This is a genomic window from Leisingera sp. ANG-M7 (assembly GCF_000813965.1).
Classification (GTDB): domain Bacteria; phylum Pseudomonadota; class Alphaproteobacteria; order Rhodobacterales; family Rhodobacteraceae; genus Leisingera.
Genome location: NZ_JWLI01000005.1, coordinates 105,144 through 119,343, shown reverse-complemented (window position 1 = coordinate 119,343; position 14,200 = coordinate 105,144). Strand labels below are relative to the sequence as shown.

The following is a 14,200-nucleotide window of genomic DNA, read 5'->3' as shown; positions in this document are numbered from 1 at the left end:
AGGCCTGTCAGCAGAGTTTTGGTTTGAATGCCCTAAAGAGGAGAGAGGCAATGCTGAGCTACGATTGGATGGTGATGATCACGCTGGGCCTGGACCGCTGGGACAGCCAGCGGACTACGCCTGCCCCTTATGAGATTGATCGCGAGGAAGCGCGCAAACGCTATGAGGAACGATTGGCCGCAAGACCGCGAGAACCAAGTCTGTTGGAGCGCCTTTTTAACCGGCGGCCTGTAGTGCGCCTGCCGCAGCCTCCTCGTCCCGAGCGGCCTCATAGGCCAGCATCGCGCGCTTGACCGGCAGTCCCCAGTGATAGCCGCCCAGCGCACCGGATTTGCGCAACGCACGGTGACAGGGGATCAGCCAGCTGACCGGGTTGCGGCCCACCGCGGTGCCAACAGCACGCACCGCCTTAGGGGAGCCGATAGCACTAGCCAGCTCAGAATAGGTCGTGACATGGCCCGAAGGAATGCGCAGCAATGCTTCCCAGACCTTGATCTGCAACGGTGCACCAATCATATGCAGCGCAGTCTCGCCTTTCTGAGCGAAGGCCGCCTCTGCCAATGGTCTCAGGACCATGGGTTCCTCAATATACTCAGCCTGCGGCCAGCGAGCACGCATGTCAGCCATTGCCGGTTCAGCGCCGGTTTCGGATGCAAACGCCAGACCGCAAATGCCCTTCTCGGTGCCCATCACCAGCGCCAGACCAAAGGGGCTGTCAAACCAGCCCCAGAAAATCCGCAAGCCTTCTCCATTGCGGGCATATTCGCCTGGGCTCATCGCCTCCCAGCGCAAGAACAGGTCGTGCAGCCGGCCTGATCCGGACAAGCCGACCGCGTGTGACGCCTCCAGCGTAGTGAAGCGGTCCCGCAGCAGGGCCTTGGCATGGCCCAGTCGCAGATACTGCTGGTAGCGCTTTGGCGACACCCCGACCCAGGCCGAGAACAGCCGCTGAAAATGCGCCGGGCTCATATCCATGCGGGCGGCCAGCTGCTCCAGGGTCAGATCCTCACCGCCCTCGTCGATCAACTCAATCGCCCGCCGCATGACGCCATAATGGTAGGTGTTTTCCCGCGTTTCGATATTCATTGGCCTAGCCTGTTTTGAACGTGTGGCTTCAAAGTAGACCGGCCAGCCCATTCAATCGACCCGGAACTTGCGGGTTTTCCTAACGGCAAGGGCCGGGATCAGGAAAGGCGCAATTTCAATTGCTCTTTGGCACCCGCTCTGTACATATGGCGCGCGATGGCAAAGCAACTCGATTATCACACTCTGCGCGAGATCTTCACGCGGTTCCAAGCAGCAGAGCCCGAACCCAAGGGCGAACTGGAGCATGTCAACGCCTATACGCTGGTGGTTGCTGTGGCGCTCTCAGCGCAGGCAACAGACGCCGGCGTCAACAAGGCCACCCGCGAGCTGTTCAAAATCGCCGACACTCCGCAAAAGATGCTGGACCTGGGCGAAGAACGGCTGATTGAGCATATTAAAACAATCGGCCTCTACCGCAACAAGGCAAAGAACGTGATCAAGCTGTCGCAGATCCTGGTCGATGAGTACGGCGGCGAAGTTCCGAACTCACGCGCTGCATTGCAGTCGTTGCCGGGTGTGGGCCGCAAGACCGCCAATGTGGTTCTGAACATGTGGTGGAAGCAGCCTGCACAGGCGGTGGACACGCACATCTTCCGCGTTGGCAACCGCTCCGGCATTGCACCGGGCAAGGATGTGGATGCCGTGGAACGTGCAGTGGAAGACAATATCCCGGCGGACTTCCAGCAGCACGCGCATCACTGGCTGATCCTGCACGGCCGATACCACTGCAAGGCGCGAAAGCCGATGTGCGGAACCTGCATCATCCGCGACCTCTGCATGTTCGAAGACAAGAATCTATAAACTTTTTGAGCGGCATAGTCGCTTCAACTGACACCGCTTTGGAAATCCCCGGGGAGGGACCATGACCAAAACCTACCAGCTCGTCGGCATCGGCAATGCCGTGGTGGATGTGATTGCACAGTGCGAGGACAATTTCCTGGCTGAACAAGGCATCGAAAAAGGCATCATGCAACTGATTGAGCGCGACCGCTGCGAAGATTTGTATGCGGCAATGGGAAACCGGGTGCTGACCCCGGGCGGTTCGGTCGCCAATACCATCGCAGGCGCCGGCGCGCTGGGGCTTGAGGCCGCCTTCATCGGCCGGGTCCGGGACGACGCGCTTGGTAAATTCTATGCCGATGCAATGAACAACGAGGGCGTCGGCTTTGTGAATGCACCTGTTTCAGGGGATGTGCTGCCGACCTCGCGGTCAATGATCTTTGTCTCGCCGGACGGAGAACGGTCGATGAACACCTATCTGGGCATTTCTTCCGAGTTGAGCTCTGAAGACGTGCCGCAGGACGTAGCGGGCCAAGCGCAGATCATGTTCCTGGAAGGTTACTTGTTCGACAAGGACAGGGGCAAAACAGCGTTTCTGGAAGCGGCACGCAGTTGCCGTGAAGGCGGTGGCAAGGTTGGCATCTCGATCTCTGACCCGTTCTGTGTCGAACGCCACCGCGCGGACTTCCTCACCTTGATCGGCGAGGAGCTGGATTTTGTTATCGGCAACCAGGATGAAATCCGCGCCCTGTTCGAGACCGATGACCTGGAGAAGGCAATGGCAAAAACCGCCGCGATCTGTCCGCTGGTGGTTTGCACCCGGTCCGGAGATGGCGTGACCGTGCTGAACGAAGGAGTGCGCATCGATATACCGGTGGAGATGATCACACCGGTAGATGCCACCGGTGCCGGCGACCAGTTCGCCGCCGGTTTTCTGTTTGGCATGGCAACCGGCCGCAGCATGGAAATTTGCGCCCGCATGGGCTGCATCTGCGCAGGCGAGGTGATCCGGCACATCGGCCCGCGCCCGGAAAGAAACGTGCGTCACCTGCTGGAAGAAGCCGGTCTGGTCTAAGCCAGCGGCGCTCTCCCGCCTAACGGAGACCAACTGATGGCACGTCGCCACCAGTTGAGCACAGCGCGGAGCGGCCTTACCGCCCCGCGCAGACTGCCTACGGCAGGCACTCCAAAAATCTGCGGCCTCAGCCTTCAGCTGCTGCCAGAGCTTGTCCCAAGAGCGCCGTAAACGCCTCTACCTCTTTCGCGCTCATACCTCCCAGCAACCGTGCCTGGGTTTGCACATGCGCGGTGACAGCCCGGTCGATCAGGGCAAATCCCTCTTCTGTCAGCCCAACAAGGAAACTGCGGCTGTCCTCCGGGTTTACCTCGCGCTTTACCAGACCGTCCGCCTCCAGCCGGTCAATACGGTTGGTCATCGTGCCCGACGCAACCATCGTCGCCTTCAGCAGATCGCCCGGTGATAGCGTGTAGGGCACCCCGGACCGGCGCAGCGTTGCCAGAACATCGAACTTGGCCGCATTCAACCCGAACTCCGCGAAGGTCTTATGCATCTCGCGCTGATACGCCAGATACAGCCGCGCGACCCGGCCGATCACGCCCATAGCCGTCACATCCAGATCCGGCCGCTCCTTCCCCCACTGCAGGGTAATAAAATCCACATGATCCATGCTGCTGGTTTAGGCTGTTAAATCTTGACGTCAAGACAAAATGCACATATCTCGACATCAAGATAAGGAGACACCTATGCCAATCCGGACCCTCTTGCTGACTGCGCTGGCCCCTGCCATCTGGGGCAGCAGCTACATCGTGACGACAACTTTCCTTCCCGGCCACTCACCGCTGGTTGTGGCACTGCTCAGGGCGCTGCCTGCTGGGCTGCTGTTGCTGCTGGTGGTGCGCCAGCTGCCGCCGCTCAACTGGCTTCCGCGACTGTTGGTGCTTGGAGCGCTGAATTTCTCGCTGTTCTGGGTGCTCTTGTTCCTGTCCGCCTACCGCCTGCCCGGCGGGGTCGCAGCGACGCTTGGCGCCGTGCAGCCGCTGATCGTGGTGTTCCTGTCCGCCTTGCTGCTGCAGACGCAGATCCGCGCTGCTGCCGTTGCGGCCGCGCTTCTGAGCATGGCAGGCGTTGCCTTGCTGGTGCTGACCCCGGCCGCCAAGCTGGACACCCTGGGCGTCCTTGCGGGCCTTGGCGGCGCCTTATCGATGGCTACAGGCGTGGTTCTGACCCGGAAATGGCAGCCGCCGGTGCCGCCGCTCACCTTCACCGCGTGGCAGCTGACCGCAGGCGGGCTGCTGCTGGTGCCTGTTGCGCTGTGGATGGTGCCGGAGATGCCGGCCTTCACGGCTGCAAGTATCCTGGGCCTTGCCTACATGAGCCTCATTGGCGGCGCGCTGACCTATATCCTGTGGTTCCGCGGCCTCGCCCGGATCGACCCGGCGCAAGTGTCGCTGCTCGGCGTTCTGAGCCCTTTGTCTGCCGTGATCCTGGGCTGGCTGCTGCTGGGGGAAACCCTGACGCCCAACCAGATGCTGGGCGCCACACTGGCCTTGTTCAGCCTTTGGCTCGGCCAAGCCAGGCTGCCGCGGCAGACAGAGCGCGCTGCAGCGCCTGCAAAATGAAAACTGCTACCGCGGCTGGGCCGGTTCACAGGCCTTGCCGCGGTGGCAATCCAGCACCTGCCGCCGCACTTCGGGCGTGTCATTAAATGCAAACCCGCCACAGGCGTTTGCCCGAACCACCAGCTCCTGCCCGCGCTGCTCCGCAAAGACCACATAGTCTGCACCGGACTTGATCCCGCCGCACCAGGGGCCCATGCATTCCACTTCCAGAACCGCAGGCACATTCACCCGGCCGGAGAAATACTTTCCCTCCAGCAGCTTGCCTGAGAGCTGTGCCGGAATGCGGGTCAACGGCGGCGTGTCGTTGGGATTGTCCGAATGAGACTGCGGCAGCAGGCTTTCGTTAAACTTCAATTCGCCCGCAATGACGTTGTAAACGCTGTCCGAATTCGCGGCATGCAAATAGGCGTCCGCAGGACCCCAGGGCAGGCAGCTGAGGGCAGCAGCGGGGCCGGCGGCAACAGCCAGAATACACGCGGTCAGGGCAGCACCGGTTCCGGCAGGTCGAAAACAGGCCCGCAAATCCATTTCAAAGATACTCCCGGAACTCTGCCACCACCCGCGCATAAACCTCACGCTTGAACGGCACGATTTTCTCCACAAGGCTCTCCACGGGCTGCCAGCACCAGGCTGAGAACTCGGGATCATCCGTCTCGATATTGACCTGATCATCCGTGCCGAGAAACCGCATCAGATACCATTTCTGCTCCTGCCCGCGGTATTTGCCGCCCCAGAAGCTGGGCACCACGTCATGCGGCAGGTCATACGGCAGCCAGCCTTCGCTTTCGGCGATGATCTCGACCAGACCGGGCGCCACACCGGTTTCTTCCTCCAGCTCCCTCAGCGCTGCAATCCGCGGGTCCTCGCCCACGTCGATCCCCCCCTGCGGCATCTGCCAGGCATCCTTGTAGCGGTCCTTGCGCTGGCCGACGAAGACCGCGCCCTCGGCATTGATAAGCATCACGCCGACATTGGGGCGGTAGGGCAGCTTGGCAATTTCTTCCGGCGTCATCAGCCTCTCCTCGGCATGGGTTTTCACAACCTTAGACCGCTTGCCGCCGGGGCACGCAAGGGGGTGACGCGGCGTTTGCCCGTGACAAGGCGGCCCGCGCCCTTGATCCTAGGGGCAACTGCCAGGGAGAGTTTCAAGATGACTGCGTACCCCAATCTGCTTGCCCCGCTGGATCTGGGCTTTACCACGCTGAAGAACCGGGTGCTGATGGGCTCGATGCACACCGGGCTGGAGGAAACCGGCGACTGGAACCGGGTTGCCGAGTTCTATGCGGCCCGCGCCCGCGGCGGCGTGGCGCTGATGGTAACCGGCGGGATCGGCCCGAACCTGGAGGGCTCGGTGCTGCCCGGCGCCTCGATGATGACCACACCCAAGGACGTAGAAAACCACCGGGTGATCACTAGCCGCGTGCATGAAGCGGGCGGCAAGATCGCCATGCAGATCCTGCACGCCGGCCGCTATGCCTATGGTCCCAAATGTGTCGGCCCCAGCCCCGTGAAATCGCCGATCTCCCCTTTCCCGCCGCATGAGCTGGACGAGGATGGTATCGAAAAGCAGATTGCCGACATCGTGAACGCCGCCCGGCTGGCGCAAGAAGCAGGATATGACGGCGTCGAGATCATGGGGAGCGAGGGGTATTTCCTCAACCAGTTCCTGGTTACCCACACCAACAAGCGCACCGACCGCTGGGGCGGCTCCTATGAGAACCGGATGCGGCTGCCGATCGAGGTCGTGCGCCGCACGCGCGAGGCCGTGGGCCGAGATTTCATCATCATCTACCGCCTGTCGATGATCGACCTGGTGCCCAATGGCTCCACCCACGAGGAGGTGGTGCAACTGGCGCAGGAAATCGAGAAGGCCGGTGCTACGATCCTGAACACCGGCATCGGCTGGCATGAGGCGCGCATCCCGACCATCGCCACCTCGGTTCCCCGCGCGGCCTTTGCATGGGTAACCAAGAAATTGATGGGCAAGGTCGGCATCCCGGTGATCACCTCCAACCGCATCAACACGCCGGAAGTTGCGGAAGAGGTGCTGTCGGATGGCTGCGCCGACATGGTGTCGATGGCCCGCCCGATGCTGGCAGATGCGGATTTCGTGGCCAAGGCAGAGGCCGGACAGGCGGACCAGATCGCCCCCTGCATCGCCTGCAACCAGGCCTGCCTCGACCATACCTTCAGCGGCAAGCTCACCTCATGCCTCGTGAATCCGCGCGCCTGCCACGAGACCGAGCTGGTGATCGAGCCTGCTGAGACTTCCAAGACCGTTGCCATCGTCGGCGCCGGACCCGCGGGCCTCGCCGCTGCTCTAACGGCTGCCCAGCGCGGCCATGACGTGACCCTGTTCGACCGCGCCGACGAAATTGGCGGCCAGCTCAACATGGCCAAGCAGGTGCCGGGCAAAGAGGAATTCTGGGGGCTGGTCGACTGGTACCGTACCATGGTGGCAGACGTCGGCATTACTCTGGAGCTGGGCCGCGAGGTTGCGGCAGAGAACCTGGCCGGCTTCGACGAGGTGGTGATCGCCACCGGCGTCTCCCCGCGCGATCCTGCCATTCCCGGCCAGGACCGGGACAGTGTGCTCAGCTACATCGACGTGCTGCGCCACAAGAAGCCTGTGGGACAGCGGGTCGCCGTGATCGGCGCCGGCGGCATCGGCTTTGACGTCTCGGAGTTCCTGCTGGAAGAGGGCCACAGCCCCGCCACTGACCTGCCGGCCTGGATGAAGGAATGGGGCGTGGTCGACCCGGCGGAGCACCGCGCAGGCCTAGCACCCGAGGGCCCTCAGCCCGCGGCCCCAGCCCGCCAGGTGACCCTGCTGCAGCGCAAGGCCGAACGCCACGGCAAACGGCTGGGCAAGACCACCGGCTGGATTCACCGGGCTACGCTCAAGATGAAAGAGGTAGAATTCGTCGGCGGCGTCAACTACGAGCGGATCGACGCTGAGGGCCTGCATGTAAGCTTTGGCGAAGCCCGCGAAAACCCGACGGTGATTCCGGCGGACACCATTGTGCTCTGCGCGGGCCAGGTTTCCGAACGGTCGCTGGCTGATGATTTGGCAGAGTGCGGGATCTCTGCCCATGTGATCGGCGGCGCCGATGTGGCCGCGGAACTGGACGCCAAACGCGCGATCAACCAGGGCACCCGCCTGGCCGCCAGCCTATAAGGCGACAGACGTCCTCCCGCCTGCGGCAGCCGCCCCTTTCAGGCCCGGCCCTCAGCTGGGCCGGGCACCGCGCTCCCCGCTGGGCTGCGCCCAACGGGCGCGGCGCATTTTCAATGCGCCCAAGCCGGACGGGAGCGGCCCGCAGCAGCTTTTCAGCAGCGAGGCCCGCGCGGCGCTCAGTCGTGTACCGCGATGCTGTCCGCCGGAGCCTCCTCCCGTGCTTCCATCCCGTAATCGCGGACCACCCCCGCAACACGCAGCCGGTAGTCCGCAAAGATGCCCGCCCGGCCACGGCCTTGCGCCGAACGGTGCTCCTCCAGCTGGCGCCAGCGCTGCACCGCGGCCTCATCCCGCCAGAACGACAGCGACAGCAACTTCTCCGGCGCGCTCAGGCTCTGAAATCGCTCGGCCGAAATGAAGCCCTCCACCTGCTCCAGCAGGGGCCGCAGTTCCTGCGCGGTCTTCAGATAGGCCTCCTTCCGCCCCGCGGCGATCTCCACTTCGAAATCACGGCAATCATGCGGGTCTACTCCTATCCGTCGCCATGCGGGGCTGAGGCCAGCTTCAGCCAGGTCCGGTCCTCACGCAGCAAAAACCGTTCCTTCTGGGCAAACTCATAGTTCTCGCGCCCCAGCGGATCGGCCGCCAGCCGCGCGCGGTAGGCCTCATACTCCGCCAGGCTGTCCACGTTATAAATACCATAGGCCAGGGTCGAAGATCCTTCATGCGGTGCGAAATAACCGACCAGATCAGCCCCGCAACGCGGAATCGCTTGGCCCCAGCTGCGGGCGTATTGTTCGAACTGCGTCTTCTTGGCAGGGTCGATGTGGTAGCGGATGATGCAAGTCAGCATGTCAGGTCCTTTGGCTTTTCAGGACCTCCTGCCTAACCTGCGCCTCCCCGCAAATGCTTCGCTGCAAAGCGAAGTGTCATTCCACATTGATCGTGATCACCTCGGACACCACGGGCGAGTCATGCGGCACATGGCTGGCATCGCCAAGCACCAGCTGCAGTGTGTGGCGGCCCGGAGCCAAGTCAATGACGGCCTCAGTCTGCCCGCCGCCGAAATGCACGTGGTGCTCATCTGCAGGCAATCCGTACAGCAGCTCATCCGCGCCATCTTCGCCCTGACCAATAGCTGGCCGGTCGATCAGCAGGTGATGGTGGCCAGTATGCTCTTTTTCCGTTCCCGCGGGGGCGACACCCATGCCGGAAAGACCGAAAACCACGGACACCGGTGAGGTAACGGTATCGCCATCCTTCAGATTGACAAAATAGACCTTGGCATCCGGGTGCGACGGAGTACGTTCCTGAGCCCCAAGCGGTGCAGCCAGGCAAAAGGCGGCGGCGGCGGCAAGTAAAACTTTCATAGCGGGTTCTCCAGCAATTTGTTCAACAAACAAAGTATAGCTAGGCGTCTTGCAAACAGCAGCAAACCCTTCGGCGGCCGCAGATGCACAATTTTGCGTCATCCTCACAGAAGCTCCCCCTGCAGGCCCCCATACCTCTTGCCTGCAAAATCCCGCAGCGGCAATGTCACAGCTGAACCGCAAGGCGAGGGCAACCGTGGTATTCGCAGTCATCCTGATGGGCCTGACCCCCAGCTTCCTGATGGTGGCACTTGGCGGGTTGGTACGCAGGCGGTTGTCACCGCAGTCGTGGCAAGGCCTGGATAAACTGAACTTCGAAGTGCTGTTTCCCGCGCTGCTATTTTTTGCCGCCAGCGGCCGCCCCATTGCCATTGCAGAGCTCGGCCGCATCGGACCCGCCGTCTGGAGCATCCTGGCCCTGGCGCTTGCCCTGGGCTTTCTGGCGCGCCGGGCCGGACCGGACAAGTTCCTTGATTTCGCAGGAGCCTGGCAGGCTGCCTGGCGTTTCAACACAGCTATTGCCTTTGTCGCGCTGCCATCAATCGGAAAGGAGCTGACTGGCCAGATGGCGGTTGCCATCGGGATGGCCGTCCCGGTGGCCAATGTCATGGCCGTCACCGCCCTATCGCGCGGCGGCAGCCTTTCGCTGCGGGAGACCGCGGCAAAAATCGCGCTCAATCCGTTTCTTATCGCATCTGTCGCAGGCGTCGCTGTGGGGCTTTCCGGCTACAAGATTCCCGCGCCAATCCTGGCGCCGGCCGAAATGCTGGCCCATGCCGCGATCCCGATTGCACTGCTGTCGATCGGTGCCACCATGAACTGGCGCGCGCTCGCGCGGCTTGATTTATTCAACGGCTACCTCTGCCTGGTGCGTCTGGTACTGGTGCCTGCGATTGTTCTGGTTGCCTGCCTGCTGCTGGGAAGTGATCCCGGCTTCGCCGCAGTGCTGGTGCTGTTTGCAGCCTTGCCGACAGCCTCCGCCGCCCATGTGCTCGCATCCGCCTTTGGCGCCGACCGCACGCTGGCTGCCACACTTATTGCGCAATCCACCCTGCTAAGTGCGGTGACCCTGCCGCTGTGGATACTGACAATCAGGCTAGTGATTTAAGGTTTCATTTACCTTCTCAAGATGTTCACCCCCGTCCCGCCGCGGCCGTTTCCACAACGCAAACGATAGCCGCGAAACCTCGCAATTATCCCACCTCTGCCCCGTTCTTGCCCGAATTCACCGTCAGTTTCGAGGCAACACGGCTTTACGAGGATGGGTTAATATGGACCGATTGATGGAAATGGAGGCCTTCGCCAATGTGGTGGATCAGGGCGGCTTCACTGATGCCGCCCGGAAAATGGGGATTTCCAAGTCGGCCGTCTCCAAGCATGTCTCCAGTCTTGAGGCCCGCCTCGGCGCGCGGCTGCTGAACCGCACCACCCGCAGGGTATCGCCGACCGAGATCGGTCTTGCCTATTACGACCGCGCCCGCCGGGTGCTGAACGATGCGGGCGAAGCGGACGCGCTGGTCACCTCGATGCAATCAGCGCCCTCGGGCCTGCTGAGGATTTCTGTCGCCACCGACTTCGGTGTTAACCACCTGTCGCCGGTGCTGTCGGACTTCCTGCGCGACTTCCCGGATATCACCGTCAACATGGTGCTGAACAACCGCTATGTGGAGCTGATTTCAGAGGGGTTCGACATGGCGGTGCGGATCGGCGAGCTGGAAGACAGTTCTCTGCGCGCCCGCAAGCTGACCGAGACCACCAAGCGCATGATCGCCTCTCCGGAATATCTGGAGAAATTCGGCCGCCCGCAGAAGATCGACGAGCTGAACGCCCACAAGCTGCTGCACTACTCCAGCCAGTCCAGCGGCAACGTCTGGAAGATCACCGCGCCCTCGGGCGAAAAGCGCCAGGTTCGCACCTCCGGCTGGCTATCCGTCAATGACGGGCAGTCGCTCCTGAACGCCGCGATTTCCGGCCTTGGCATCGCCTATCTGCCCAGCTACCTCTACTCCGCAGCGATGGAGGAGGGGCTAGTCGAGGACGTGATGCCCAGCCTGCCGGTGGAAACCCAAGGCATTTATGCCGTCTACCCACCCGGCAAGTTCACCCAACCCAAGGTGCGGGCCTTCATCGACTTCCTGGTTGCCGCCTTTGCGGATCGCGACCCGTCCGAATGGAAAACCTGAACCGGTTCAACGGAAAACCGGAACAAGACCTCCCTCGTAGACCTGCCCCCGCGCCTCTCGCGGGGGCTTTTTTGCAGAAGAAAGCTACGGGGCAACCGCAAGGCTCCCGCCCGTCCCGTGCCAATCACAGACTGACCAGATCTCGTCGGGCCAAGTGCCGCTTCGGGGCGCAGCCATGCCCAAGGCCTTCTGCGGCACCTGCGAAGCGGCGGCCGAGGCCTGGGAGCATTGTGCCGATGAAATGGCGGCCTAGTCAGCTCTTGTAGTGCGGCGCCTCTGCATCCAGGCGGCGGCGGATGGCATGCCACTCCAGTTCGCCCTCGTAGCCGTACCAGTCGCTGGCGGCCATATCGCGCAGATGGCGCTTCTGCTCCGCCTCTGGGATGGTGCGGATTTCCACCCCTGGGCAGGCTGCGGCCTTCTGCACCTCCAGCTGCACCGCACAGGCCTGATCCAGGTAGAAGGAGCGGAAGAACGCCTCGCCCGCGGTCGCCCCGAATACAAAAGCACCGTGCCAGGCTTCCACCACCGCCTTTCTGCCGCGGCCTGCGTCCAGTAATCCGTTCAGGAAATCTTCGGTGCATTCGAACTCATAGTCCGTATACCCCAGCACATCTCCACCGCCGATCATCAGGTAGGCCTGGCTGTAGGGGCCCACCCCGCCGGTCTGGGCCGACACCCCCATGATGGCCTTGGTATGGATATGCATGATGCAATTCTTCTCCGGTTCCGCTTCAAAGAACAATTTGCCGATTTCGGTGGCCGAAGGGTTCGGCTCTCCGTTTTCCGGATTGTGGTTCACACGGTTGAAACCGACCTTGATCAGGTTGGAGGCGGTCACCTCCTCATGCATCCAGCCATAGTGATGGGTAATCAGCGCATCCTCGCCCGGCACCCGGATCGCGTGCCACTGGTTGGTCTGATCGGTCAGCCGGTATTTCACCAACGCATTATATATCGCAGCCAGCTCGCAGCGGGCCTTCCATTCGGCGTCCGAACAATTGGCCGGGCGGCCTTGCAGCGGGGTCGGGGTCATGACGGTCATTGGCGTTTCCTTTCCTGTGACTGGAGGAACCCTAGTTGCCTGGAACCCGCATTATTTGCATAGAAACGCCCGAAACTTGCATATAACTTCCTGACATGCCGAAGGTGAGCTTCATCCTGTTTCCTGAGTTCCAGATGCTGGCCTACGTGCTGGCCTCTGAAACCCTTCGCATCGCCAATAAGAATGTCAGCTGCCCGCTGTATACGTGGGAGACACTCAGCGTCACCCAGGCGCCGGTGCCTGCCTCCAGCGGACGGCTGGCCGCGCCAGACCGCAGCGGCTGGGACCTCGGCGGACCGCCCGACCTGGTGCTGCTTTGCGCCGGCTATGATCCTTTGCACCACCTGCCGCAGGGGCTGCGTGCCTACCTGGTAAAAGCCGCGCGCGCAGGCGCCACGCTGGGCGGCATCGACACCGGCACCGTGGTGCTGGCCCAGCTGGGTTACCTGGACGGGCATGAGGCAGTACTGCACCACGAAGCGGAGGCAGGGTTCCGCGAACGCTGGCCCGGCATCGCAGTCAGCGACAAGATCTATTGTTTCGGCCACCGCCGGCTGACCGCCGTGGGAGGCACTGCCACCGGCGACGCGATGCTGGCCTGGATCGCGGCCACCGGCCCGGACGGGCTGGCGGCGGCCACCTCCGAAGACATGGCGCATGGATCGATCCGGCCGCCGGAAGTACGCCAGCGCCTGCGACCTTCAGCCGATCCGGTTCTGGGCCAAATGCAGCAGCTGATGCTGGACAACCTGCAGGAGCCCCTGGCGCTCAAAGACATTGCCGGGCGGCTCGGCCTCAGCCTCAAAGCGCTGCGCCTGCGCTGCAAACACGGATTGGGCATAACACCGCAGGCGGCCTATCTTCAGACACGCCTGCAGCGGGCGCGCGAGCTGCTTCAAAACACTGCCATGCCGGTTACCGAAGTGGCCCTGGCAACGGGATTTGCCTCGCTGTCGGGGTTTTCCCGCCAGTTCAAAGCCATGTACCAGCGCAGCCCGCGCGGCATGCGGCGCCGCTGACGGCCCACCGGGCCAAGTATTGCCTTCCGTCATTTTCCAAGCAGCACAGCCTCCACCCGCCGGTTGACCTCGCGGCCCTCAGGGATCTGGTTACTGGCAATCGGCGCCAGATAGCCTGCCCCGACCACGTCGATACGGGTCTCCTCGACGCCATAGGCCTCGGCCAGCCGCTCCTTTACCGATTGCGCACGGCGTTCGGAGATCGAGGCATTCTGCTCCTGGGAGCCAACCGTGTCGGTGTGGCCGACCAGCAGCAGCCTGTATTGCGGGTTTGCGTCCAGGAAAGCGGCCAGCTCGCGCAGGCTGGAGTAGCTGCCGTCCTGAAGCCGCGTGGAGCCGCTGTCAAACACCAGATCGGTCAGCACCGCATGGCCGCGCACCTCCAGCACCTTAGCCAGTTCCACCGGCTGCTCCGGGTCTGCTGGCTGCTGCACTGCAGGCTTCACTACCGCCGGCACTGCTTCCGGCGGCTGCACGCTGATCACCTGCACATAGGCTGCTCCGCCCGCCCGCGACACCAGGACAGATACCGCCGCCTCGTCCTTGGCAGCCGACAGGAAGTGATAGCGGGAAATATCAACCATCATATCCGGTGCAGGCACTACCTCGACCCCGAACCGGAAACTAAAGCCGCCGCAATCACGCGCCGCGCAGTCCAGCCTCACTTCAAAGCCCTGTTCCGCCAGCTGCTTCCTCAGTGGTGCCAGAATCTGCAGAACCGTGCCGCTGCCGTCAACGCGCCAGGTGCGGCGGGTGATCTGCCCCTCGAACCGCTCTGACGGCACCCTGTCCGCGTCTTCGGGGCCAATTGGCAGCTGATAGACGCCAAGCGCCGTGGCCCGTTCGGAAATGGCAGCCGCACCGGCCGGCAGAGTGAGCTCCGCTGAATTCAGCATTCC

The 14,200-nt window shown here is 62.6% G+C and carries 16 protein-coding genes; 7 read left to right on the top strand and 9 right to left on the bottom strand.

Annotated elements, in window-relative coordinates; genetic code table 11:
• Positions 1–216: 216 nt before the first annotated feature.
• The gene (locus tag RA26_RS06035) at positions 217–1,086 is read right to left on the bottom strand and encodes a methylated-DNA--[protein]-cysteine S-methyltransferase (RefSeq protein ID WP_039181320.1); all 870 of its coding nucleotides are present in this window, start codon (positions 1,084–1,086) and stop codon (positions 217–219) included.
• Positions 1,087–1,242: 156 nt separating this feature from the next.
• Between RA26_RS06035 and nth the strand changes: the two genes are divergently transcribed.
• Together nth and RA26_RS06025 are read left to right on the top strand one after the other, a co-directional pair.
• Entirely contained in the window at positions 1,243–1,887 is a 645-nt protein-coding gene (gene nth / locus RA26_RS06030) for an endonuclease III (protein WP_039181317.1), read from the top strand.
• A gap of 61 nt (positions 1,888–1,948) precedes the next feature.
• On the top strand, positions 1,949–2,941 hold the full coding sequence (locus RA26_RS06025) for an adenosine kinase (protein ID WP_039181314.1): 993 nt from the start codon (positions 1,949–1,951) through the stop codon (positions 2,939–2,941).
• Between the two features lie 127 nt (positions 2,942–3,068).
• Here the strand turns inward: RA26_RS06025 and RA26_RS06020 are convergent, their stop codons facing one another.
• Positions 3,069–3,554, bottom strand: coding sequence for a MarR family winged helix-turn-helix transcriptional regulator (locus RA26_RS06020; RefSeq protein ID WP_039181311.1), 486 nt, complete (start codon positions 3,552–3,554; stop codon positions 3,069–3,071).
• Positions 3,555–3,630: 76 nt separating this feature from the next.
• Between RA26_RS06020 and RA26_RS06015 the strand changes: the two genes are divergently transcribed.
• Positions 3,631–4,506: an EamA family transporter gene (locus RA26_RS06015; RefSeq protein WP_039181307.1), complete on the top strand. Its 876-nt coding sequence runs from the start codon at positions 3,631–3,633 to the stop codon at positions 4,504–4,506.
• 6 nt (positions 4,507–4,512) lie between these two features.
• Here RA26_RS06015 and RA26_RS06010 read toward each other — a convergent pair whose 3' ends face one another.
• Both RA26_RS06010 and RA26_RS06005 read right to left on the bottom strand, forming a co-directional pair.
• Positions 4,513–4,908, bottom strand: coding sequence for a hypothetical protein (locus RA26_RS06010; protein WP_241482595.1), 396 nt, complete (start codon positions 4,906–4,908; stop codon positions 4,513–4,515).
• 127 nt (positions 4,909–5,035) lie between these two features.
• Entirely contained in the window at positions 5,036–5,518 is a 483-nt protein-coding gene (locus tag RA26_RS06005; RefSeq protein ID WP_039181304.1) for an RNA pyrophosphohydrolase, read from the bottom strand.
• Between the two features lie 138 nt (positions 5,519–5,656).
• Here RA26_RS06005 and RA26_RS06000 point away from each other — a divergent pair, with 138 nt between their 5' ends.
• A complete protein-coding gene (locus RA26_RS06000) occupies positions 5,657–7,684 on the top strand; it encodes an NADPH-dependent 2,4-dienoyl-CoA reductase (RefSeq protein WP_039181303.1) in 2,028 nt (675 codons plus the stop codon).
• Between the two features lie 176 nt (positions 7,685–7,860).
• Here the strand turns inward: RA26_RS06000 and RA26_RS05995 are convergent, their stop codons facing one another.
• The 3 genes from RA26_RS05995 to RA26_RS05985 form a co-directional block, all read right to left on the bottom strand.
• Positions 7,861–8,184, bottom strand: a complete 324-nt coding sequence (locus RA26_RS05995) for an antibiotic biosynthesis monooxygenase family protein (RefSeq protein ID WP_241482594.1) — start codon at positions 8,182–8,184, stop codon at positions 7,861–7,863.
• Positions 8,185–8,216: 32 nt separating this feature from the next.
• Positions 8,217–8,537 (bottom strand): NIPSNAP family protein, encoded by a 321-nt coding sequence (locus RA26_RS05990; RefSeq protein WP_039181298.1) that lies wholly within the window; start codon positions 8,535–8,537, stop codon positions 8,217–8,219.
• Between the two features lie 76 nt (positions 8,538–8,613).
• On the bottom strand, positions 8,614–9,054 hold the full coding sequence (locus tag RA26_RS05985; RefSeq protein WP_039181296.1) for a DUF4399 domain-containing protein: 441 nt from the start codon (positions 9,052–9,054) through the stop codon (positions 8,614–8,616).
• Between the two features lie 163 nt (positions 9,055–9,217).
• Here RA26_RS05985 and RA26_RS05980 point away from each other — a divergent pair, with 163 nt between their 5' ends.
• Complete coding sequence (locus RA26_RS05980) at positions 9,218–10,162, top strand: AEC family transporter (protein ID WP_052272328.1); 945 nt, start codon at positions 9,218–9,220, stop codon at positions 10,160–10,162.
• A 163-nt stretch (positions 10,163–10,325) separates the two neighbouring features.
• Positions 10,326–11,237, top strand: a complete 912-nt coding sequence (locus tag RA26_RS05975; RefSeq protein ID WP_039181294.1) for a LysR family transcriptional regulator — start codon at positions 10,326–10,328, stop codon at positions 11,235–11,237.
• Between the two features lie 253 nt (positions 11,238–11,490).
• Here the strand turns inward: RA26_RS05975 and RA26_RS05970 are convergent, their stop codons facing one another.
• Positions 11,491–12,282: a class II aldolase/adducin family protein gene (locus RA26_RS05970; protein ID WP_039181291.1), complete on the bottom strand. Its 792-nt coding sequence runs from the start codon at positions 12,280–12,282 to the stop codon at positions 11,491–11,493.
• 95 nt (positions 12,283–12,377) lie between these two features.
• Here RA26_RS05970 and RA26_RS05965 point away from each other — a divergent pair, with 95 nt between their 5' ends.
• Entirely contained in the window at positions 12,378–13,301 is a 924-nt protein-coding gene (locus RA26_RS05965) for a GlxA family transcriptional regulator (protein WP_039181289.1), read from the top strand.
• A 29-nt stretch (positions 13,302–13,330) separates the two neighbouring features.
• Here RA26_RS05965 and RA26_RS05960 read toward each other — a convergent pair whose 3' ends face one another.
• Positions 13,331–14,197: an OmpA family protein gene (locus RA26_RS05960; RefSeq protein ID WP_082015780.1), complete on the bottom strand. Its 867-nt coding sequence runs from the start codon at positions 14,195–14,197 to the stop codon at positions 13,331–13,333.
• Positions 14,198–14,200 lie beyond the last annotated feature (3 nt).